Below are 20,611 nucleotides of genomic sequence, written 5' to 3' on the forward strand. Positions count from 1 at the left end.
TAACAACTTTTCCGCATGCTGCCAGCCTGCGTGGCGCAGGTTTCATGTTGGGGTAGGATGGTGGCATTGACTTGGGTTCAGGGAATGCAGCATGAGAATTCGTGGACAGATTGGTGACTGGCCTGTGGATCTGATCATCGAGCTGGCGCCTGAAGAGTGGGCGCAACTGGGGCGGCAGATCGAATTGCCCGCGGTGGCGCAGAATGCAGCAACGGAAACCGTGGCGACAACACGTCAGGATGACGGGCAATGGACTGCGGCACGTGAGGTGTTGCGCCTGGCAGGGCAGATGAACGGGCCGGAATTGCTGGATCGGCTGGAAGGGCTGGCGGGGAGTACGGCGGCGGGTAAGCGGCTGCTGGTGCGCTTGCGGCATAGCAGTGAAGTCAAGGTGGAAAGTGGCGTGGACGCGCCGGTGTATCACTGGGTGGGATAAATCTGTATTGCCTGTGCTGGCCTCGTTCGTGGGCTTGCCCGCTCCCACAGGTATACCACCGGTATTGAATTCAGTGCGTACCCTGTGGGAGCGGGCGTGCCCGCGAACGAGGGCAAAGCCCTCGCAATAGGCCTCAGGTCAGAACATCGCCGCCGACAACTTGCGACGATACACGCCGACCAGCGGGTGATCACCGCCCAGCAGCTCGAACACCTGCAGCAACGCCTTCTGCGGCAGCCCGTTCTCATAGCCACGGTTACGCTGGAACAGCTTCAGCAACCCTTCCAGCGCCGCTTCATACTGCTGGCGCGCCAGCTGCTGGATGCTCAGCTGATAGGCCGCCTCGTCATCCTGCGGGTTCTGTGCCAGGCGGCTTTTCAGGTCGGCCACTTCCGGCAGGCTGGCAGCCTGGCGCAGGAAGGTCAGCTGGGCCTTGGCGCCGGCCAGCGCAGCCTTGTGCTCGTCGGTCTTGACCGCATCCAGCACCACCTGGGCTTCACCCAGCTCCCCGCGCTCGGCCAGGCAACGGGCATACAGGATCAGCGCCTCGGCATTGCTGTTGTCCTCACCCAGCAGTGCCTGCAACAGTGCTTCGGCCTCGGCAAAACGGCTTTCGGCAAACAGCCCCTTGGCCTGCTCCAGCGGCGATGCGCTGGGTGCGGCGGGCAGTTGCACGTGTGGCTCGAGCATGGCGCGGATCGCCGATTCTGGCTGTGCACCGGCAAAGCCGTCCACCGGCTGGCCGTCCTTGAACAGCACCACGGTCGGCAGGCTGCGGATGCCGAACTGGGCAACCACCTGTTGCTCCACGTCACAGTTGATCTTGGCCAGCAGCAGCTCGCCCTGGTAACCCTCGGCGATCTTCGCCAGCAGTGGCATCAGTGCCTTGCACGGCGCGCACCACTCGGCCCAGAAGTCCACCAGCACCGGTTTGTGGAAGGAGTTCTCGATAACCAGTTGCTGGAAGGTGGCATCGGTAGCGTCGAAAATGTAAGGCGTGTCTTGGGTCATCGCGACTCTCGCAAACTCGTGGATAACACCACTATAAGGTGTCGCGGCTGGCGTGGTACAGGCTGACCCGGCGGAATTCGTGCGGCTCGGCCAGGTCCGGCAGGGTCAGCGCTTCCAGCACGCCCAGCTGCTGGTACAGCGGGTGGCTGAAGTCGCGTACCCGCGAGTCGGCCACCAGCGCCTGGCGCCCGCGGCCGAGGAAGGCATCCAGCAGCGGCAGGTTGGCGCGGTCGTACAGCACATCGGCAACCAGGATCAGATCGAAGCGATCGTCTTCGGCGAAGAAATCGCTGCTGTAACCCAGTTCCACCCCGTTCAGCGCGGCATTCGCGCGGCAGGCATCGAGTGCCAGCGGGTCGAGGTCGCAGGCCACCACTTCCAGCGCACCGGCGCGGGCGGCGGCAATACCGGCGATACCGGAGCCGGCGCCAAAGTCCAGCACGCGCTTGCCGGCTACCCATTCCGGGTGCTCGGCCAGGTAACGGGCCATGGCCAGGCCGCTGGCCCAGCAGAAGCTCCAGTAGGGCGGTTCTTCAAGAATGCGCCGGGTCTCTTCGCTGCTGAAGGCGCGGTCCATGTTCTGGTCGTCGATCAGCCACAGCTTGAGGTCGCAGCCGGGCAGCTCGCTGACGACAAGACGCGCTTCGCCGATCAGGCCGCTGAGGGCCTGTTGCAGGGGCTGTTGTAGGGAGACTGGCGCCACTTACGGCGCCTTCTCGAAACGCAGCGGGCCGATGGCCTGGGTCTGGGCCTGGGTAATGCGCACCGGCGGCAGGTGCATGATCAGCTGGCCAGAGCTGCTGGCGCGGCCGCGCAGCTCGACCCGGGCACCGGCGGGGAAGGCCTCGGGGTTGAAGCGCAGTTGGTAGGGCAGGGCCTGGCCGGTGCCAGTCAGGTTGCTGCTGGCCAGCAGGCGTTGTGGGCGGTCGCGTTCGTCGATGACCAGCAAGGCCAGCTCCACGTCGGCACCGGCCGGGATTGCCAGCAAGGTGCCGCTCAGCTCGCGCTGGTAGGCCGGCAGCGGGCCCAGCACTGCGGCCGGCTTGGCCGTGCGGGCTGGCGTGGGTGCCGGAGGGTTGTCGGGCTTCGGCCTGTCGCTGCCGCAGGCGGCGAGCAGGGCGGCGCAGCACAGCACGACGAGCGCTCGGTAGTGCATGGGGTAGTCCTTCACGGGCAGATTTCCCATGGATGTTAACCCCTTTGGCTTGTCTTGCCAGTGGGATGCGCTACCATGGCCCTCCCTTTTTTTGTTGCCTGCCACCATGCACTGTCCCTTTTGCGGTGCCAACGACACCAAGGTCATCGACTCTCGCCTCGTCGCCGAGGGCGAGCAGGTGCGCCGCCGCCGCGAATGCGTCGCCTGCGGCGAGCGCTTCACCACCTTCGAAACCGCCGAGCTGGTGCTGCCCCGGCTGATCAAGCAGGACGGCACGCGCCAACCCTTCGACGAAGAAAAACTGCGCGCCGGCATGCAGCGGGCACTGGAAAAACGCCCGGTCAGCGTCGAGCGCCTTGAAGCTGCGCTGGCGCATATCAAGAGCCGCCTGCGTGCCACCGGCGAGCGTGAAGTCAAATCGCTGGTGGTGGGTGAGATGGTCATGGCCGAGCTGCGCAAACTCGACGAAGTGGCCTATATCCGTTTTGCCTCGGTTTACCGCCGCTTCCAGGACCTCGACGAGTTCCGCGAAGAAATCGACCGCCTGGCTCGCGAGCCAGCTAAAGAGTGACCATGCCCAGCCAAGCTGCCATCCTCGACGCCCACTACATGGCCCGCGCGCTGGAGCTGGCGCGCAAGGGCCTGTACACCACCCACCCGAACCCGCGCGTAGGCTGCGTGATCGTGCGCGATGGCGAGGTGGTCGGTGAAGGCTGGCATGTGCGCGCCGGCGAGCCGCATGCCGAAGTGCATGCCCTGCGACAGGCTGGTGAGCGTGCCCGTGGCGCCTGTGCCTATGTCACCCTCGAGCCGTGCAGCCACCATGGCCGCACGCCGCCGTGCGCCGAAGCGCTGGTCAAGGCCGGGGTGGCGCGGGTGGTAGCCGCCATGCAGGACCCCAACCCGCAAGTGGCGGGGCAGGGCCTGCGGCGCCTGGCCGAGGCCGGTATCGAAGTGGCCAGCGGCGTGCTCGAGGCCGAGGCCCGCGCACTCAACCCCGGTTTCCTCAAACGCATGGAACATGGCCTGCCGTTCGTTCGCGCCAAGCTGGCCATGAGCCTGGATGGCCGCACCGCCATGGCCAGTGGCGAAAGCCAGTGGATCACCGGCCCGGCCGCCCGTTCGGCGGTGCAGCGCCTGCGCGCCCGCTCCAGCGTGGTGCTGACCAGCGCCGCCAGCGTGTTGGCCGATAACGCGCGGATGACCGTGCGCGGCACCGAGCTGGGCCTGGACGCCGAAACCACCGCCCTGGCACTCAGCCGCACACCGCTGCGCGTGCTGGTCGATGGCCGCCTGCGCCTGCCGCTGGATGCACCGTTCTTCCAGGCTGGCCCGGTGCTGGTGGTGAGCGCTGTCGCAGATGACCCGCGCTATGCCGCTGCCGGCCACGAACTGCTCAGCCTGCCGGGTGACAATGGCCAGGTAGACCTGCCGGCGCTGCTGCAGGCCCTGGCAACCCGTGGCGTCAACGAAATCCTGCTGGAAGCCGGTGCCGGCCTGGTCGGCGCCTTCGCCCGGCAAGGACTGATCGACGAGTACCAGTTGTTCGTCGCCGGCACTTTCCTCGGTTCCCAGGCCCGCCCGCTGCTGGACTGGCCACTGGACAAGATGAGCGAAGCGCCGCGGCTGAAAATTACCGAAATGCGCGCAGTGGGCGATGACTGGCGGGTCACGGCCATCCCCCAGCCGGCGCCCGGCGTATAATGCCAGGCTTGCCCCGCGCAAACCGTTTTTGAGGAAGACCCCATGTTCACCGGCATCATCGAATCCATCGGCACCATCCGCAGCCTGACCCCCAAGGGTGGCGACGTGCGCGTCTACGTCGAAACCGGCAAGCTCGACCTGGGTGACGTCAAGCTCGGCGACAGCATCGCCGTCAACGGCGTGTGCCTGACCGCCGTCGAACTGCCGGGCGACGGCTTCTGGGCCGACGTCAGCGTCGAAACCCTCAAGCGCACCGCCTTCATCGACCTCAAGAGCGGCAGCAAGGTCAACCTGGAAAAAGCCCTGACCCCCACCACCCGGCTGGGCGGGCACCTGGTCAGCGGCCACGTCGACGGGGTCGGCGAAATCATCTCGCGCAGCGATAACGCCCGCGCCATCCAGTTCCGCGTGCGCGCACCGAAGGAACTGGCCAAGTACATCGCCCACAAGGGTTCGATCACCGTCGACGGCACCAGCCTGACGGTCAACGAGGTCAATGGCGCCGAGTTCGAGCTGACCATTGTCCCGCACACCCTGTCCGAAACCATCATGGCCGACTACCGTGCAGGGCGTCGGGTAAACCTTGAGGTCGACCTGCTGGCCCGTTACCTGGAGCGTCTGCTGCTGGGTGACAAGGCCGCCGAACCGAGCAAGGGCAGTGGCATTACCGAAAGCTTCCTGGCCGCCAACGGCTTCTTGAAATCCTGATTGAGAAGGGGGTGCCGCGTGGCGCTCAACAGCATCGAAGAACTGGTCGAAGACATCCGCCAGGGCAAAATGGTCATCCTCATGGATGACGAAGACCGCGAAAACGAGGGCGACATCATCATGGCAGCCGAGTGCTGCCTGCCCGAGCACATCAACTTCATGGCCAAGCACGCCCGTGGCCTGATCTGCATGCCGATGACCCGCGAGCGTTGCGAAACGCTGAAGCTGCCGCTGATGGCGCCGCGCAACGGCTCGGGCTTCGGCACCAAGTTCACCGTGTCGATCGAAGCCGCCGAAGGTGTCACCACCGGCATCTCCGCTGCTGACCGTGCACGCACCGTGCAGGCGGCCGCTGCCAAGGACGCCAAGGCCGAAGACATCGTCAGCCCAGGCCACATCTTCCCGCTGATGGCCCAGCCTGGCGGTACCCTTGCCCGTGCCGGCCACACCGAGGCCGCTTGCGACCTGGCGCGCATGGCCGGTTTCGAGCCGAGCGGCGTGATCTGCGAAGTGATGAACGACGACGGCACCATGTCGCGCCGCGCCGAGCTGGAAGTGTTCGCCGCCGAGCACGGCCTGAAGATCGGCACCATCGCCGACCTGATCCACTACCGCATGATCCACGAGCGCACCGTGCAGCGCGTCTCCGAGCAACCGGTGGAGAGCGAGCTGGGCGAGTTCAACCTGGTCACCTACCGCGACGCGGTGGAAGGCGACGTGCACATGGCCCTGACCCTGGGCAAGATCTGCGCCGAAGAGCCGACCCTGGTGCGCGTGCACAACATGGACCCGCTGCGCGACCTGCTGCTGGTCAAGCAACCGGGCCGCTGGAGCCTGCGCGCCGCCATGGCCGCCGTGGCCGAGGCCGGCAGCGGCGTGGTATTGCTGCTGGGCCACCCGCTGGACGGCGACGTGCTGCTGGCGCACATCCGCGAAAGCGCGGGCGATGCACCCGCCAAGGCACCGACCACCTACAGCACCGTGGGTGCCGGTTCGCAGATCCTGCGTGACCTCGGTGTGCGCAAGATGCGCCTGATGAGTTCGCCGATGAAGTTCAACGCGATATCCGGATTCGATCTGGAAGTTGTAGAATACGTGCCCTCCGAGTGACTTGAGGCGGCAGTGACGCCCTCCAGCTCGAGTCCATACCCCTGTCGAGGCCGCCAGCATGCGGCCTCGCTCTTGAAGATGAGAATATCGGAATGACCCTGAAGACCATCGAAGGTACCTTCATCGCCCCCAAAGGTCGCTATGCTTTGGTGGTTGGCCGCTTCAACAGCTTCGTCGTCGAAAGCCTGGTAAGCGGTGCCGTTGACGCCCTGGTACGCCACGGTGTCAGCGAAAGCGACATCACCATCATCCGTGCCCCGGGTGCATTCGAAATCCCGCTGGTGGCACAGAAGGTCGCCCAGCAAGGCGCCTACGACGCGATCATCGCCCTGGGCGCCGTGATCCGTGGTGGTACCCCGCACTTCGAATACGTGGCGGGCGAATGCACCAAGGGCCTGGCCCAGGTGTCCATGGAGTTCGGTGTTCCGGTGGCCTTCGGCGTACTGACCGTCGACTCCATCGAACAGGCCATCGAGCGTTCCGGCACCAAGGCCGGCAACAAAGGTGCTGAAGCTGCCCTGTCCGCTCTGGAAATGGTCAGCCTGCTGGCGCAGTTGGAGGCCAAGTGATTAGCGACGAAAGCGATCGTTTCAACCCGCGCGATCCAAAACCTGCGGATGCCGGCAAGCCATCGAAGAGCGCCAAGCGCCGCGAAGCCCGCAAGCTCGCGACCCAGGCACTGTACCAGTGGCACATGGCGCAGCATTCGCTGAACGAGATCGAAGCGCAGTTCCGGGTCGATAACGATTTCACCGATGTCGACGGTGCCTATTTCCGCGAGATCCTGCATGGGGTCCCGGCAATCAAGGGCGAAATCGACAAAGCCTTGGTGCCGTGCATGACCATCGCACTGGAAGAGCTCGACCCGGTCGAGCTGGCCGTGCTGCGCCTGTCCACCTGGGAACTGATCAAGCGCGTTGACGTGCCGTACCGCGTAGTGATCAACGAAGGTGTGGAGCTGGCCAAGGTCTTCGGCGCCACCGACGGCCACAAGTTCGTCAACGGCGTGCTGGACAAGCTCGCCCCGGCCCTGCGCGAAGCAGAAGTCAAGGCGAACAAGCGCTGATCCTGGCGCTTGCGGACCATGGGTGAGTTCGAGCTGATCAGCCATTACTTCGCCGCCGCGCCCTGTGCGCAAGGCGGTGAAGGCGTGGCCCTGGGCATCGGTGACGACTGCGCCCTGCTGAGCCTTCCCGCCGGCGAGCAACTGGCGGTGTCCACCGACACCCTGGTTGCCGGGGTGCATTTTCCGGCGGTGTGCGACCCCTGGTTGCTCGGCCAGCGCTCGCTGGCCGTGGCGGCCAGCGACCTGGCTGCCATGGGCGCCACCCCCATCGGTTTCACCCTCGCCCTGACCTTGCCCGAGGTCAGCGCCGACTGGCTGCAAGCCTATGCCAGCGGCCTCAACCGCATGGCCGGCCACTGCCAGCTGAGCCTGATCGGTGGCGATACCACCCGTGGCCCCCTGAGTATCACCATGACCGTGTTCGGCCGGGCTCCGGCGGGGCAGGCGTTGCGCCGTGACGGCGCTCGCCCGGGCGACCTGCTGTGCGTTGGTGGCGAGTTGGGTAACGCGGCGGGTGCCTTGCCGCTGGTGCTGGGCCAGCGCCAGGCTGATGCCGCGCTGGCGCAACCGTTGCTCGACCATTACTGGTCGCCATCGCCACAGTTCGCCCTGGGCCAACTGCTGCGCGGGCGTGCCACCTCGGCGCTGGATATTTCCGACGGCTTGCTGGCCGACTGCGGGCATATCGCCAAGGCCTCCCGTGTGGCGCTCGAGGTGAACCTGGAGCAGGTACCGGTGTCAGCCGCTCTGCAGGGGTTCCTCGGTGCCGAGGCGGCCGTGCAGGCGGCGCTGACCGGTGGCGACGACTATGTGCTGGCGTTCACCTTGCCGCCAGCCGAGCTTTCATCCCTGCGGGCACAAGGCCTGGCGGCGTTCCATGTCATCGGGCGGGTGCTCGAAGGGCAGGGTGTCAGCCTGCGCGACCGGCAGGGCCAGGACATCACCCCGCGGCAACGCGGCTATCAACATTTTAGGGAGACACCGTGACCGATCACCCCAACCAGGTGCCTGCGGAGTTCGTTCCGCCTTCGGTCTGGCGCAACCCGTGGCACTTCATCGCCTTCGGTTTCGGTTCCGGCACCTTGCCCAAGGCGCCGGGCACCTGGGGCTCGCTGGTGGCCATACCGTTCATCCCGCTGTGGCAGATGCTGCCCGACTGGGGCTACTGGCTGTTGCTGGGCGTGAGCATGCTGTTCGGCTTCTGGCTCTGCGGCAAGGTCGCCAATGACCTGCGCGTGCACGATCATGAAGGCATTGTCTGGGACGAGATCGTCGGCATGTGGATAACCCTCTGGCTGGTGCCGGAAGGCTGGCAGTGGCTGCTGGCGGGGTTCCTGATGTTCCGCTTCTTCGACATCCTCAAGCCGTGGCCGATCCGCTGGGTCGACCGCCATGTGCATGGGGGCGTCGGGATCATGCTCGACGATATCCTGGCCGGCGTGTTTGCCTGGCTGGGGATGCAGGTTCTGGTGTGGGCGGTTGCCTGATACAGGGAGCGTGTGAATGGCCATGAGGACGGTGCTGCTGGCAATGCTGCTGAGCGTTGCCCCGTGGGCGGCGGCTGCCGAAGGTGTGCCGAAGCAGATCCACCTGGTCAGCGAAGAGTGGCTCGACTACACCAACGCCGACGGTACCGGGGTGGCCTGGGACGTGCTGCGCAAGGTGTTCGAGCCGGCCGGGGTCAAGGTGGTGACCCAGAGCGCGCCTTACAGCCGTGCGATCGGGCTGGTCAAGCGTGGCGAGGCTGACGCCTGGGTAGGCTCGTACAAGGACGAGAACGACGACAACCTGTACCCGCGCTGGCACTTCGACATGGACCACATCTACGCCCTGGGGCTGGTCAGCAAGCCTGTGCCTACCCAGCAGACCATAGGCCATTACCGCCTGGCCTGGGTGCGTGGCTACGACTTCGGCAGCTACCTGCCCAATGTGCATGACTTTCGCGAAGTCCAGCGCCGCGAAGGCATTTTGCCGATGCTCGAGCATGACCGCGTGGACTACTACATCGATGCGCTGACCGAGATCGACTACGTGCTCGGCCAGACCTCCCAACCCGAGCGCTTCCGTCGCACCCATGTGGCCGAGCTGCCGCTGTACCTGGCCTTTGCCCGCAACGACCAGGCCAAGGCCCTGCGCGACCTGTTCGACAAGCGCATGGCCGAGCTGGTGCGAAGTGGCGAGCTGAAGCCGATCTTCGAGCACTGGCAGCAGCCGTATCCGTTCAGCCCGAATAGCAAACCGCATTGAGGCGCAGAGCACCAAGGCCTGTGCGGTCCCTGTGGGAGCGGGTTTACCCGCGAACACCGGCGAAGCCGGTGCCAGGCACCGCGTTACCTTCTTCGCGGGTAAACCCGCTCCCACAGAAGCCCGCGTAGGGGGCAGGGTTGATCGATGGCCTAATAAGCATCGAATTTTTCGATCTTAAGCCACGGTATTCAGCCAGCCCACATCCCCCAACCTGCTGATACAATCGGCCCACGAGAAATTTTCAACTTATTCCAGGAGCACAACGTGCCCGTCGTCTTTGTTGCCGCCTCTAAACTCCCGACTCCCTTCGCGACCTTCACCATGCATGGCTTCCTCGACGAAGCCACTGGCCGTGAGCACGTGGTGCTCAGCCTGGGTGACATCGCGGACGGCCAGCCGGTGCTGGGGCGCCTGCACTCCGAGTGCCTGACCGGCGATGCCCTGTTCAGCCAGCGCTGCGACTGCGGCTCGCAGCTGGAAGCCGCGCTGCAGGCCATCGCCCGTGAAGGCCGTGGCGTGCTGCTGTACCTGCGCCAGGAAGGCCGTGGCATCGGCCTGCTGAACAAGATTCGCGCCTACGAGCTGCAGGATGGTGGCGCCGATACCGTCGAGGCCAACGAGCGCCTGGGCTTTGCCGCCGACCAGCGCGATTACGCCATGTGCCTGCCGATGCTGGAGCACCTGGGCGTGAAGTCGCTGCGCCTGATGACCAACAACCCGCGCAAGGTCAAAGCCCTGACCGACATGAACATTGTCGTCGCCGAGCGCGTACCGCTGCACACCGGGCACAACCCGCACAACCGCTACTACCTGGCAACCAAGGCCGGCAAGCTGGGCCACATGCTGGGTAACGAGCACCAGGGCGAGGTGCCTCAGGCGTGACCCGCGCCGAGGTCAAGCGGCGCCTGGCGCTGGCCTGGTGGCAGTACCTGGCGGTGGGCCTGGTGCCGCTGCCAGTGATGGCCTGGGCCTTCGGTGGCGGTGATGCGCTGGCCTCGGTGCTGGCCATGCCACTGTTCATTGCCGGTGCGGCGACCATGTTCCTCAGCCTGCCGCGCTTCGGTGCCTACAAGCGCGCCCTCATCGCCACATCCAAGGTGCTCGGCACTGGCGAAGAGCCCGCCGCCTGGATCGAGCTGGCGCGGGTGCGGCGCCTGGCCATGCTGTATGCTTGCTTCCCGGCCTGGGTCGCCGCCTTGTCGGTGCTGGTCGGCCTCGAGGCGGTGCCGCAGATCCTGCTGGCGTTGTCCACCGCAGTGGTGCTGTACCTCTATCGCATTCCACGCCAGCTCGGCTGATGCGCCTGCTGCCCGGCCTGCTGGTGCTGTTCGCCTGTTCCGCACTGGCCGCCGAACCCCTGCGGGTGGTCAGCCTGGCCCCGTCGATGAGCGAGATCATGCTCGAACTGCAGGCCGATGACCTGCTGGTCGGTGTGCTCGACGGTGGCGAACGGCCGGCGGCGCTGCGCGAGCTGCCCTCGGTGGGGCGCCAGGGGCAACTGGACCTCGAACGCCTGCTCAGCCTGCGCCCCGACCTGTTGCTGCTGTGGCCGGGCAGTGTGCCGCCGGCCCAACGCGACCAGCTCAAGCGCCTGGGTATCGCAACGTACAGCGCAGAACCCCATGACATCGACCAGTTGATCGAGCAGATCGAAGCCATCGCCGAACGTATCGGCCGTGCCGAACAGGGCCATCGGTATGCCCAAACCCTGCGTGACCGGCTGCGGCAGCTGCGCCAGCAGTATCGACGGGACGAGCCCCTGCAGGTGTTCTACCAGGTCTGGGACCGACCGCTGTATACGCTCGGTGGCCGGCAGGTGGTCAGCGATGCCCTGGCCGTTTGCGGCGCGCGTAATGTCTTCGCCGATCTCACCCAGCCGGCGCCGCAGGTGAATGTGGAGTCTGTGCTGCTGCGCAACCCGCAGGTCATTCTGGCGGGTGATGAGGCGCAGCTGGAGAGTTGGAAGGCCTGGCCGCAACTGCGTGCGGTTGCCGATGATCGTTTACTGGTGGTGCCAGACAAAGGCCTGGAGCGGCCTAGTGGGCAGATGATCGAAGCTACGGCGCGTTTGTGTGCGCTGCTCGAGGCTAACGCGCCAGTATCCAAGTGAGCTTTTGCGAGGGCTGCGCCCTCGATCGCGACGCAAGGCCGCTCCTACAGGGGCTGCGCAAGGCTTGGTGCTTGCACGACCTTTGTGGGAGCGGCCTTGTGTCGCGAAAGGGCCGCAAAGCGGCCCCAGGGATTACAACCCGAGCTTGGCCATGCGGGCCTTCACCGAAGCCCCGATCCCGGCCGCATCAAGCCCACACTCAGCCAGCATCTGCGCAGGCTTGGCATGCTCGACATAGATATCCGGCAACCCCAGGTGCAGCAGCGGTTTCACGATCGCCTGGCTAGCCAGGAACTCACCCACAGCAGCACCGGCACCGCCCATGATGGCGTTTTCTTCGATGGTCACCAGCAGCTCATGGCTTGCGGCCAGTTCCAGCACCAGTGCCTCGTCCAGCGGTTTGACGAAGCGCATGTCGACCACGGTAGCGTTGATCTGCTCAGCCACCTGCATGGCCTCGGCCAGTTGCACGCCGAACACCAGCAAGGCGACTTTTTCGCCCTGGCGACGGACCACGCCCTTGCCGATTTCCAGCGGTTCCAGGTCACCACTGATCGGCGCGTTCGGGCCGGTGCCACGCGGGTAGCGCACAGCCGCCGGGCCGTTGTACAGGTGGCCGGTGCTGAGCATCTTGCGCAGCTCGTTCTCGTCGCTTGGGGTCATCACCAGCATGCCCGGGATGCAGCGCAGGTACGACAGGTCGTAGCTGCCCGCATGGGTCGGGCCGTCTTCGCCGACCAGGCCGGCGCGGTCGATGGCGAACAGCACGTCGAGGCTCTGTACCGCCACATCGTGAATCAGCTGGTCGTAGGCGCGCTGCAGGAAGGTAGAGTAGATCGCAACCACCGGCTTGCTGCCCTCGCAAGCCATGCCGGCCGCCAGGGTCACAGCATGCTGCTCGGCGATCGCCACATCGAAGTAACGCTCCGGGTAGCGCTCGCTGAAGTCGACCAGGTCGGAGCCTTCCTTCATCGCCGGGGTAATGCCCACCAGGCGGTTGTCGGCGGCAGCCATGTCGCACAGCCACTGGCCGAACACCGCGGAGTATTTCGGGCCGCTGGCTTTCTTCGGTGCGGCGGGTTTGTCGGCCGGCTCCAGCTTGGTGATGGCGTGGTAGCCGATCGGGTCGATCTCGGCCGGGGCGAAGCCCTTGCCCTTCTTGGTCACCACGTGCAGGAACTGCGGGCCCTTGAGGTCACGCATGTTGCGCAGGGTGGCGATCATGGTCGGCAGGTCGTGGCCGTCGATCGGGCCGATGTAGTTCCAGCCCAGTTCTTCGAACAGCGTGCCCGGCACCAGCATGCCTTTGGCGTACTCCTCGGTGCGGCGGGCGATTTCCCAGGCGCCAGGCAGGCGCGACAGCACTTTCTTGCTGCCTTCGCGCATGCTCGCGTAGGTGCGGCTGGAGAGGATCTTGGCCAGGTAGTTGGACAGGCCGCCGACATTGCGCGAAATCGACATGTCGTTGTCGTTGAGGATCACCAGCATGTCGGCGTTGACTTCCTGGGCGTGGTTCAACGCCTCGAAGGCCATGCCGGCGGTCAGCGCGCCGTCACCGATCACCGCGATCGACTTGCGGTCGCTGTTCTGCAGGCGGGCGGCAATGGCCATGCCCAGTGCGGCGCTGATCGAGGTGCTGGAGTGGCCGACGCCGAAGGTGTCGTACTCGCTCTCGCTGCGGCGCGGGAATGCGGCGATGCCGTCCTTCTGGCGCAGGCTGAGCATGCGGTTACGGCGCCCGGTGAGGATCTTGTGCGGGTAGGCCTGGTGGCCCACGTCCCACACCAGCCGGTCGTCGGGGGTGTCGAAGACGTAGTGCAGGGCGATGGTCAGCTCGATGACACCCAGGCCGGCACCAAAATGCCCACCGGTCTGACCCACGGTGTAGAGCAGTTCCTGGCGCAGTTCGTCGGCCAGGGTCTCCAGGTCGGCTTCGGCCAGCCGGCGCAGGCCGGCAGGCGTGTCAGCGCGGTCGAGCAACGGCGTGACCGGGCGTTCGCGGGGGATCTCTTGAAACGTCGTGGGCATCAGGCGAGTCGTTATAGGTGTGTGAAGACGCGGCAGTTTACCCCATTGTAGGAAATACTGCCCATTCAGACGGGTGTAGCATCGGGGCTGCTTTGCAGCCTATCGCCGGCAAGCCAGCTCCCACAGGTTGTTCACAATGCTCAAGGCCTGTGGGGGCTCTGTGGGAGCTGGCTTGCCGGCGATGGGCCGCACAGCGGCCCCAATCAAATCAGTTGCGGCGTTCGACGATGTAACGCGCCAACGCCCGCAGCGGTTCGGCCTTTTCGCCGAACCCTTGCAGTGCGACCAGCGCCTGGTCGCGCAGTTCGATCGCATAGGCTTTGGCCGCTTCCAGGCCCAGCAGTGCCGGGTAGGTCGGTTTGTCACGGGCGATATCGGCCCCCTGGCGTTTGCCCAGGGTGGCGGTGTCGCTTTCCACGTCGAGGATGTCGTCCTGCACTTGGAACGCCAGGCCGATGGCCTGTGCATAGGTCTGCAGGGCATCCAGTTGCGCCTGTTCGGCGCGGGCGCTGGCCAGGGCGCCGAGGCGCACGCTGGCTTCGATCAGCGCACCGGTCTTGTGCCGGTGCATGAACTCCAGCGCCTGCTGGTCCAGCTTCAGGCCAACCGAGCCCAGGTCGATGGCCTGGCCACCGACCATGCCTGCCGGGCCGGCAGCCTTGGCCAAGGCCTGGACCATGGCCAGGCGAATGCTGTCGGCCTGCGGGCTCAGGCGCGGGTCGAGCAGGGCGCTGAAGGCCAGGCTCTGCAAACCGTCGCCGGCGAGGATCGCGCAGGCTTCATCGAAGGCTTTGTGGGTGGTCGGCTGGCCGCGGCGCAGGTCGTCGTCATCCATGGCCGGCAGGTCGTCATGCACCAGCGAGTAGGCGTGGATCAGTTCCACCGCACAGGCTGCGCCGTTGGCCTGTTCGGCCGGGGCGCCCAAGGCTTCGCAGGCCGCATAGGCCAGCAGCGGACGAACGCGTTTGCCACCGTTCATCACGCTGTAGCGCATGGCGGCGTAAAGGCGTTCGAGTTCCTTGGTCGGGGCGACGAACAACGGTTCGAGGGCGGCATCGACCCGCGCCTGGCAGCTGGCCTGGTAGGTGCCGATCATGCTTCCGGCTCCGCGTCGAAGGGCTGTGCTGCCAGTTCGCCATCGCGTTCCAGCAGGATCTGCACCTTCTGTTCGGCCTGGGCCAGGGCGCCCTGGCAATCGCGGGTCAGGGCGATGCCTTGCTCGAAGGCGGCCAGCGACTCTTCCAGCGACAACTCGCCGTTCTCCAGGCGCTCGACCAGTGCTTGCAGGTCTGCGAGGGATTGCTCGAAATCGAGGGAGGCTTTTTTGCGGGCCATGGCGACTGTCTCGGTGGCATTCAGAACGGCGCGACACTAGCAGAGCGGGGCGGGGGGAGCAAACTTCAGGCAGCCTGAGGTTGGACTTGCCGGCCTCTTCGCGGGTAAACCCGCTCCCACAGGTACTGCACCGGTTCCGAGTCTGCGCGGTCCCTGTGGGAGCGGGTTTACCCGCGAATGGGCCGCAAAGCGGCCCCGTGCGGTGGATCAGGCTGGCTCTGCTTCCAGCTCCAGCATGGCCTCACGGTACCGCGCCAGTTCCTCGATGGTCAGCACCGGCAGATTGTATTGCCGCGCATACACCGCCACCTGTTCGCCACGGGCCATCGTGCCATCGGGGTTCATCAGTTCGCACAGCACTGCCGCCGGGCGCAACCCGGCCAGGCGTGCCAGGTCCACCGAGCCTTCGGTGTGGCCACGGCGGGTCAGCACCCCGCCATTGCGGGCGCGCAGCGGGAACACATGCCCCGGGCTGACGATATGGCGCTGGTCCGCGGTGGAGCGCAGTGCCGCGCCAATGGTGGTGATGCGGTCCTGGGCGGACACCCCGGTGGTGATGCCTTCCGCCGCCTCGATGGTGACGGTGAAGCCTGTGCCATGGCGGGCCTGGTTGTTCTGCACCATGGGTGCCAGTTGCAGTTCGTCGACGGTGGCCTCGTCCAGGCACAGGCAGACGATGCCGCTGCAATCGCGAATCATCATGGCCATGGTCTGCAGCGAGATGTTCTCGGCGGCGGCGATGATGTCCGCTTCGTCCTCGCGGTCGTCGTCGTCGAGCAGCAGTACAGGGCGCCCGGCCTGGAAGGCGGCGATGGCGGCGCTGACATTTGGGAATTGCGGGTGGTGCCTGGTGGACATGAAACGCTCCTCGTGAATGATCGATGAACGTCTCGGGGCGAACAAAATGCGCGCGCAGGGGCGCCCGGATGGCCCCTGCCTGACGCCTTCTTTCATCCGGACTATGACCGTCGGCTCTGGAGTCTCACCAGATCTGCTGACCCCCGGCATGGCCGGGGCGCTCGCGGGCTCACCTTTCGATTTACCGCCGGTGGGGACTTTCACCCCGCCCTGAAGACCCGCCAAGCATACAGCACATTGCCACCTCGCTGGCAACCCACGGCTCTACGACCTTTGGCGGTATCATTCGGCTATGCATTCGAGGAACAACCCCATGGACATTCTCCAGGTCGCCGGCGGCAAGCCGGTCAAGTTGTGGACCGACGGCGTACCGGTGGAAGACGACGCCCGCAAGCAACTGCTCAACACGGCCAGGATGCCGTTCATCTTCAAGCACCTGGCAGTGATGCCGGACGTGCACCTGGGCAAGGGCTCGACCATTGGCAGTGTGATACCCACGGTTGGCGCGATCATCCCCGCCGCGGTGGGTGTGGATATCGGCTGCGGCATGATCGCCGCGCGCACGTCGCTGCACGCCCGCGACCTGCCGGACAACTTGCATGGCCTGCGCAATGCCATCGAGCACGCCGTGCCGCATGGCAAGACCTTCGGCAAACATGACCAGGGCGCCTGGGCCGATGTGCCCGCCAAGGCGGACAAGGCCTGGGGGCAGTTGGCCGGGCGCTTCAAGGCCATCACCGACAAGTACCCGCGCCTGGAGAAGACCAATAACCGCCATCACCTGGGGACGCTGGGCGGCGGCAACCACTTCATCGAGGTGTGCCTGGACGAGGCCGACCGCGTCTGGTTCATGCTGCACAGCGGCTCCCGGGGCGTGGGCAATGCCATCGGCAACCTGTTCATCGAACTGGCCCAGGCCGACATGCGCCAGCACCTGGCCAACCTGCCGGACAAGGACCTGGCGTATTTCGAGGAAGGCAGCCGCCATTTCGCCGACTACGTCGAAGCGGTGGAGTGGGCGCAGGACTACGCCAGGCAGAACCGCGAGCTGATGATGCTGGCGGTGGTCGGTGCGGCTCGCAAGGCGCTGGGCAAACCGTTCGAGGCCAGCCTGGAAGCGGTGAACTGCCACCACAACTATGTGCAGCGCGAGCAGCATTTTGGCCGAGAGGTGCTGGTGACGCGCAAGGGGGCGGTGTCGGCGCAGAAAGGGCAGTTGGGCATCATTCCCGGCTCGATGGGGGCCAAGAGCTTCATCGTGCGAGGGCTGGGCAACGAGGAATCTTTCTGTTCCTGCAGCCATGGTGCCGGCCGGGTGATGAGCCGGACCAAGGCCAAGAGCCGCTTCACCGTGGAAGACCAGCGGCGGGCCACGGCGCATGTGGAATGCCGCAAGGACAAGGAGGTGATCGACGAGATCCCCATGGCCTACAAGGACATCGATGCGGTGATGCGCGCGCAGCAGGAATTGGTGGAGGTGGTGCACACCTTGCGGCAGGTGGTGTGTGTGAAGGGCTGACGGGGTGCTGCCTGTGCCGGCCTCTTCGCGGGTAAACCCGCTCCCACAGGGATCGAGTGAACCTATGGGGCACAGGTTGGCATGAAAAGATGAAGCCTGTGATGGCGCAGGTTGCAACTGAAAGTGAAGCCTGTGGGGGCTCTGTGGGAGCGGGTTTATCCGCGAAGGGGCCAGTGCAGGATTATCGAGACATCCCTTCAATCACCCGCTTCAGCGAAGCCGGCAACATCGGCCCATGCCCCAGCCCGTCAATCCGCTCGAACCGTGCCTGCAACCCCGGCACCTTGGCCAGGTCTGCCACCAGCTCCCGCGCTGCCCGTTCTCCATCCCCTTGCACCGGCATGCGCGGGTTAGCCGGCTCCTCACTCCCGCGCATCAGCAACAATCGAGGCCGGCTGCTACCCAAGCGCTGGTCAAGCCCCTGCGCCTCACGCACGATCGCACCGTCATGCCACCACAGCGAAGGGCTGGCCGCCACATGGTCACTGAAAGCCCCAGGCCGGGTGAACAGCGCATGCAGCACGGCCAACCCACCGTAGGAATGCCCCCACAACGTCTGCCGCTGCAGGTCGATCGGTGCCACACCCGCCACCAGCGGCCGCATGCGCTCGCTCAGCAGATCGAGGAACTCGTCCACGCCACCGCTCGGTTGCCCGGTCAACGGATCCAGTTGCGCAGCCTGACCAGGCAACGCCGGGGTGTAGTCATAGGTACGCCCGACCCGCTCGATCCGCTGATCGGTCTGGTACCCCACGGCCACCAGCAATGGCGCCTGGCCGGCGGCAAGTTTGCCCAGCAGCAGGCTGTCCAGCGCCCCCAGCGCGGCGTTGCCATCGAGCATCCACAGCACCGGGTAACCCGCCGCTGGCGCCGGGCGGTCTGGTTTGCCGACCCACAAGCGGTAATGACGCTGGCCATCGGCCGAGTCCAGGTCGAGCTGGCTGAAGCGGTAGGCCAGGTCCTGGCGCTGCAGCAGCGAGGTATCCATCCTCTGTTGATGCTCGGGCTGCGCCAGGGCAGCAGGGGCCGCAAGGGCCAGTGCCAAAGCCAGCGTCAGGGTCATCTTGCTCATCAAGTGTCTCATCAGCGCTTTGCAGGGAGCGCAAGGCAGAAACGCCAAGATGATAATCAGTCCTGATTGAGCGTAAAGCGCATTAACTTTCTAAACAGTCCTGGCCATCGGCAAAGTCATGTGCAGGCACAGGCCTGGGTGACCGTTGCTGGCCCACAAGCGACCGCCTTGCAGTTCGATGGCGCGGCGGGCGATGGCCAGGCCCAGGCCGAAGCCCGCGCCGCTGTCGGCCAGCCGCTGGTAGGGCTTGAAGATGCGTTCGAGCTCGGCGTGCGGCACCCCGGGCCCCTGGTCACTCAGGCGCAGGTGCCAGCAGTCGCCCTCCAACCAGCCATCCAGGCTGACCCGGCCCTCGGCCGGCGAGTGGCGGATGGCATTGCGCATCAGGTTTTCCAGGGCTTGGGCCAGGCTGTCCAGGTGGGCTTGCACCACGCAGTCGGGGCCGAGCGAGCAGGGCAGGCGGGCGCGGTCCCAGCCGCTTTCGAAGCAGATGTCCTGGCACAAGGCTTCCCACACCGAAACCATCAATACCGGTTCGGTCGGCAAGCTGGGCTGTTCGGTGTCCATCCAGGCGAGGTCCAGCGTGTCCTCCAGAAGCTTCTGCATGTCGGCGACCTCGCGGTCCAGGCGCTCGCGCAACTGGGCCGGCGGCAAGCCGCTGTCATGGGCGATGCGCAGCCGCGCCAGCGGCGTGCGCAGTTCGTGAGACAGCGTGCGCAGCAACAGGCGCTGCTGCTCCAGGCTCTGGCGCAGGCGCCCGGCCATGTGCTCGAAGGCCTGCGCCAGTTCGCCAAGCTCATCGCGCCGCTCCTGCAGGGGCAGGGCCGGGCTGTCGAGGTCGTCGGCGCGCAGGGCGTCGGCGCGGTCGCGCAGGCGGTTCAGTGGCACCACAAGGTGGCGGTACAGCGCCAGAACCAGCAGCAGGGCGAGTAGCGTGGGGGCAACGCCATGGGTGATCACATGGGTCCATGGGGTCAGGCCGGTAGGCAACAGGTGTTCGGGCAGTTGCATTACCAGGCGACCGTGCTCGGGGTGTTGCGGGAACTCGATGCTGACGTAGGGCAGTTCATCCTGCAGGCGCCGGCTCATCGGCCAGTCGAGCTTGCGCATGAAAGTCAGGTGGCTAGCTTCCTCAGCGCTCAGTGGGGTGCTGCCAAGGCTCTGCAGGTGCGGCCCGACCAGCGCCACCCAAGTGCCCTCGGCCTGTTCCAGTTGCCTGCGCCAGGCCTCGGCACCCTCCGCGCCGCCTTGCTCCCAGGCCTGTTCGGCTTGCTGTGCAAAGCGCGCCAGGTAGTCCTGGTCGGCTTGGGACAGGAAGTAGGTGCTGCGCTCCACCGACAGGCCCCAGGTCCAGATCAGCCAGGTCAGCAACAGGCAGAAGCCAACCTGCAGTACGGCCAGTTTCCATAGCAGGGGATGACGGCGCATCAGGCTTGTTCCGTGTCGACCAGGATGTACCCCTGGCCGCGTACGGCCTGGATCTGCAGGTGCTGGGCATCGATGTCGGCCAGCTTGCGGCGCAGGTTGCACACATGCACATCCAGGCCGCGATCCAGGCGGGTGTAGGCCCGGTGCAGCACGGTCTGGTAGAGAAATGGTTTGCTCAAGGCTTCGGCGGGGTGGGCCCGCAGGGTGGCCAGCAAGCGGAATTCGGACGCGGTGAGGCCGGCAGCCTTGCCGTTGTGGATAACGTCCTGGCGGTCCTGGTCGAGCATCACCTCGCCGACATCGGCACGCAGCGCCGTACCACGATCGAACGCCACACGCCGCAGCAATGCATCGACCCGGGCGTCCAGCTCGGCCAGGCTGAAGGGCTTGGGCAGGTAATCGTCCGCGCCCCGGGTAAAGCCACTGATGCGATCCTGCTCGGCCCCCAACGCCGACATCAGCATGACCGGCACCGCCTGCTGCTGGCGCAACTCGTCGAGCAGGCTGAGGCCGTCGATGCCTGGCAGCATGATATCCAGCAGCACCAGCTCGAACCGTGATTGCTGTATGGCAGCCAGGGCCTGGGCGCCGGTGGCGCATGCGTGCACCCGGAAACCCCGGTTGAGGAAATGGCGTTCCAGGTCCTGGCGCAGGCGTGGGTCGTCTTCGGTGAGGAGAAGTGAGGTGGGCACAGCGAGCCTTGAATGAGAATTCGTATCAGTTACGAATCATCCCATTGCCGGCAGGGCGAGGGCAACGCCTGGATGTGTTAAGAAGGTTAATCCTGCTGCACCCCCGATTTCCCTTCGGTATCGTTCGCAAA

24 protein-coding genes and 1 riboswitch are annotated in these 20,611 nt (G+C 65.7%); of the genes, 14 read left to right on the top strand and 10 right to left on the bottom strand.

Going from position 1 to position 20,611, the window contains the following annotated elements:
• The first annotated feature begins 91 nt into the window (after positions 1-91).
• Complete coding sequence (locus tag ABX298_RS13240; RefSeq protein WP_286100943.1) at positions 92-436, top strand: hypothetical protein; 345 nt, start codon at positions 92-94, stop codon at positions 434-436.
• Positions 437-574: 138 nt separating this feature from the next.
• Here the strand turns inward: ABX298_RS13240 and trxA are convergent, their stop codons facing one another.
• Genes trxA through ABX298_RS13255 form a run of 3 tightly spaced genes read right to left on the bottom strand, consistent with a single transcriptional unit; the run spans position 575 to position 2,603 of the window.
• Entirely contained in the window at positions 575-1,447 is an 873-nt protein-coding gene (gene trxA / locus ABX298_RS13245) for a thioredoxin (protein WP_025337519.1), read from the bottom strand.
• 31 nt (positions 1,448-1,478) lie between these two features.
• Complete coding sequence (locus ABX298_RS13250) at positions 1,479-2,150, bottom strand: methyltransferase (RefSeq protein WP_025337520.1); 672 nt, start codon at positions 2,148-2,150, stop codon at positions 1,479-1,481.
• Complete coding sequence (locus tag ABX298_RS13255) at positions 2,151-2,603, bottom strand: YbaY family lipoprotein (RefSeq protein WP_075044455.1); 453 nt, start codon at positions 2,601-2,603, stop codon at positions 2,151-2,153.
• 106 nt (positions 2,604-2,709) lie between these two features.
• On the opposite strand from ABX298_RS13255, the gene nrdR reads away from it, so the two are divergent.
• From nrdR to ABX298_RS13315, 12 genes are all read left to right on the top strand, one after another.
• Positions 2,710-3,174, top strand: a complete 465-nt coding sequence (gene nrdR / locus ABX298_RS13260) for a transcriptional regulator NrdR (protein WP_003255402.1) — start codon at positions 2,710-2,712, stop codon at positions 3,172-3,174.
• 2 nt (positions 3,175-3,176) lie between these two features.
• The gene (gene ribD / locus ABX298_RS13265) at positions 3,177-4,307 is read left to right on the top strand and encodes a bifunctional diaminohydroxyphosphoribosylaminopyrimidine deaminase/5-amino-6-(5-phosphoribosylamino)uracil reductase RibD (protein ID WP_084785123.1); all 1,131 of its coding nucleotides are present in this window, start codon (positions 3,177-3,179) and stop codon (positions 4,305-4,307) included.
• Between the two features lie 42 nt (positions 4,308-4,349).
• The gene (locus ABX298_RS13270; protein ID WP_003255399.1) at positions 4,350-5,015 is read left to right on the top strand and encodes a riboflavin synthase; all 666 of its coding nucleotides are present in this window, start codon (positions 4,350-4,352) and stop codon (positions 5,013-5,015) included.
• 18 nt (positions 5,016-5,033) lie between these two features.
• Complete coding sequence (ribBA, locus tag ABX298_RS13275; protein ID WP_016484697.1) at positions 5,034-6,125, top strand: bifunctional 3,4-dihydroxy-2-butanone-4-phosphate synthase/GTP cyclohydrolase II; 1,092 nt, start codon at positions 5,034-5,036, stop codon at positions 6,123-6,125.
• A 92-nt stretch (positions 6,126-6,217) separates the two neighbouring features.
• Positions 6,218-6,694 carry a 6,7-dimethyl-8-ribityllumazine synthase gene (gene ribE, locus ABX298_RS13280; RefSeq protein ID WP_003255395.1) on the top strand — a complete coding sequence of 159 codons (477 nt, stop codon included), beginning with the start codon at positions 6,218-6,220 and terminating at the stop codon, positions 6,692-6,694.
• Positions 6,691-7,191 carry a transcription antitermination factor NusB gene (nusB, locus tag ABX298_RS13285; RefSeq protein ID WP_003255393.1) on the top strand — a complete coding sequence of 167 codons (501 nt, stop codon included), beginning with the start codon at positions 6,691-6,693 and terminating at the stop codon, positions 7,189-7,191. The genes ribE and nusB overlap by 4 nt, the downstream gene beginning before the upstream one ends.
• An 18-nt stretch (positions 7,192-7,209) precedes the next feature.
• On the top strand, positions 7,210-8,178 hold the full coding sequence (gene thiL / locus ABX298_RS13290; protein WP_367394466.1) for a thiamine-phosphate kinase: 969 nt from the start codon (positions 7,210-7,212) through the stop codon (positions 8,176-8,178).
• The gene (locus ABX298_RS13295; protein ID WP_004376077.1) at positions 8,175-8,678 is read left to right on the top strand and encodes a phosphatidylglycerophosphatase A; all 504 of its coding nucleotides are present in this window, start codon (positions 8,175-8,177) and stop codon (positions 8,676-8,678) included. The genes thiL and ABX298_RS13295 overlap by 4 nt, the downstream gene beginning before the upstream one ends.
• Positions 8,679-8,694: 16 nt before the next feature.
• Entirely contained in the window at positions 8,695-9,438 is a 744-nt protein-coding gene (locus ABX298_RS13300) for a substrate-binding periplasmic protein (protein ID WP_367393204.1), read from the top strand.
• 264 nt (positions 9,439-9,702) lie between these two features.
• Entirely contained in the window at positions 9,703-10,320 is a 618-nt protein-coding gene (gene ribA / locus ABX298_RS13305; RefSeq protein WP_003260612.1) for a GTP cyclohydrolase II, read from the top strand.
• On the top strand, positions 10,317-10,736 hold the full coding sequence (locus ABX298_RS13310) for an MFS transporter (RefSeq protein WP_075044459.1): 420 nt from the start codon (positions 10,317-10,319) through the stop codon (positions 10,734-10,736). Before ribA ends, ABX298_RS13310 begins: the two co-directional genes overlap by 4 nt.
• Positions 10,736-11,548 carry a cobalamin-binding protein gene (locus ABX298_RS13315; protein ID WP_075044460.1) on the top strand — a complete coding sequence of 271 codons (813 nt, stop codon included), beginning with the start codon at positions 10,736-10,738 and terminating at the stop codon, positions 11,546-11,548. The genes ABX298_RS13310 and ABX298_RS13315 overlap by 1 nt, the downstream gene beginning before the upstream one ends.
• Before the next feature lie 132 nt (positions 11,549-11,680).
• Here the strand turns inward: ABX298_RS13315 and dxs are convergent, their stop codons facing one another.
• The 4 genes from dxs to ribB all read right to left on the bottom strand — a co-directional run bounded on the left by dxs (position 11,681) and on the right by ribB (position 15,769).
• The gene (gene dxs / locus ABX298_RS13320) at positions 11,681-13,576 is read right to left on the bottom strand and encodes a 1-deoxy-D-xylulose-5-phosphate synthase (RefSeq protein WP_367393205.1); all 1,896 of its coding nucleotides are present in this window, start codon (positions 13,574-13,576) and stop codon (positions 11,681-11,683) included.
• A gap of 208 nt (positions 13,577-13,784) precedes the next feature.
• On the bottom strand, positions 13,785-14,672 hold the full coding sequence (gene ispA / locus ABX298_RS13325) for a (2E,6E)-farnesyl diphosphate synthase (RefSeq protein ID WP_039614624.1): 888 nt from the start codon (positions 14,670-14,672) through the stop codon (positions 13,785-13,787).
• Positions 14,669-14,911, bottom strand: coding sequence for an exodeoxyribonuclease VII small subunit (locus ABX298_RS13330; protein WP_003255380.1), 243 nt, complete (start codon positions 14,909-14,911; stop codon positions 14,669-14,671). Before ABX298_RS13330 ends, ispA begins: the two co-directional genes overlap by 4 nt.
• Before the next feature lie 207 nt (positions 14,912-15,118).
• Positions 15,119-15,769 carry a 3,4-dihydroxy-2-butanone-4-phosphate synthase gene (gene ribB / locus ABX298_RS13335; RefSeq protein WP_025337529.1) on the bottom strand — a complete coding sequence of 217 codons (651 nt, stop codon included), beginning with the start codon at positions 15,767-15,769 and terminating at the stop codon, positions 15,119-15,121.
• Positions 15,770-15,849: 80 nt separating this feature from the next.
• A riboswitch (FMN riboswitch) is annotated at positions 15,850-15,991 on the bottom strand.
• A gap of 91 nt (positions 15,992-16,082) precedes the next feature.
• On the opposite strand from ribB, the gene ABX298_RS13340 reads away from it, so the two are divergent.
• The gene (locus ABX298_RS13340; RefSeq protein WP_085705910.1) at positions 16,083-17,288 is read left to right on the top strand and encodes an RtcB family protein; all 1,206 of its coding nucleotides are present in this window, start codon (positions 16,083-16,085) and stop codon (positions 17,286-17,288) included.
• A gap of 181 nt (positions 17,289-17,469) precedes the next feature.
• Here ABX298_RS13340 and ABX298_RS13345 read toward each other — a convergent pair whose 3' ends face one another.
• The 3 genes from ABX298_RS13345 to ABX298_RS13355 form a co-directional block, all read right to left on the bottom strand.
• On the bottom strand, positions 17,470-18,360 hold the full coding sequence (locus ABX298_RS13345; protein WP_367393206.1) for an alpha/beta hydrolase: 891 nt from the start codon (positions 18,358-18,360) through the stop codon (positions 17,470-17,472).
• Between the two features lie 90 nt (positions 18,361-18,450).
• Positions 18,451-19,788 carry a sensor histidine kinase gene (locus tag ABX298_RS13350; RefSeq protein ID WP_286100952.1) on the bottom strand — a complete coding sequence of 446 codons (1,338 nt, stop codon included), beginning with the start codon at positions 19,786-19,788 and terminating at the stop codon, positions 18,451-18,453.
• The gene (locus ABX298_RS13355; RefSeq protein WP_286100953.1) at positions 19,788-20,480 is read right to left on the bottom strand and encodes a response regulator transcription factor; all 693 of its coding nucleotides are present in this window, start codon (positions 20,478-20,480) and stop codon (positions 19,788-19,790) included. The genes ABX298_RS13350 and ABX298_RS13355 overlap by 1 nt, the downstream gene beginning before the upstream one ends.
• Between the last annotated feature and the right edge of the window lie 131 nt (positions 20,481-20,611).

It is taken from the genome of Pseudomonas sp. X4 (assembly GCF_040784925.1).
GTDB classification, from domain to species: domain Bacteria; phylum Pseudomonadota; class Gammaproteobacteria; order Pseudomonadales; family Pseudomonadaceae; genus Aquipseudomonas; species Aquipseudomonas putida_Z.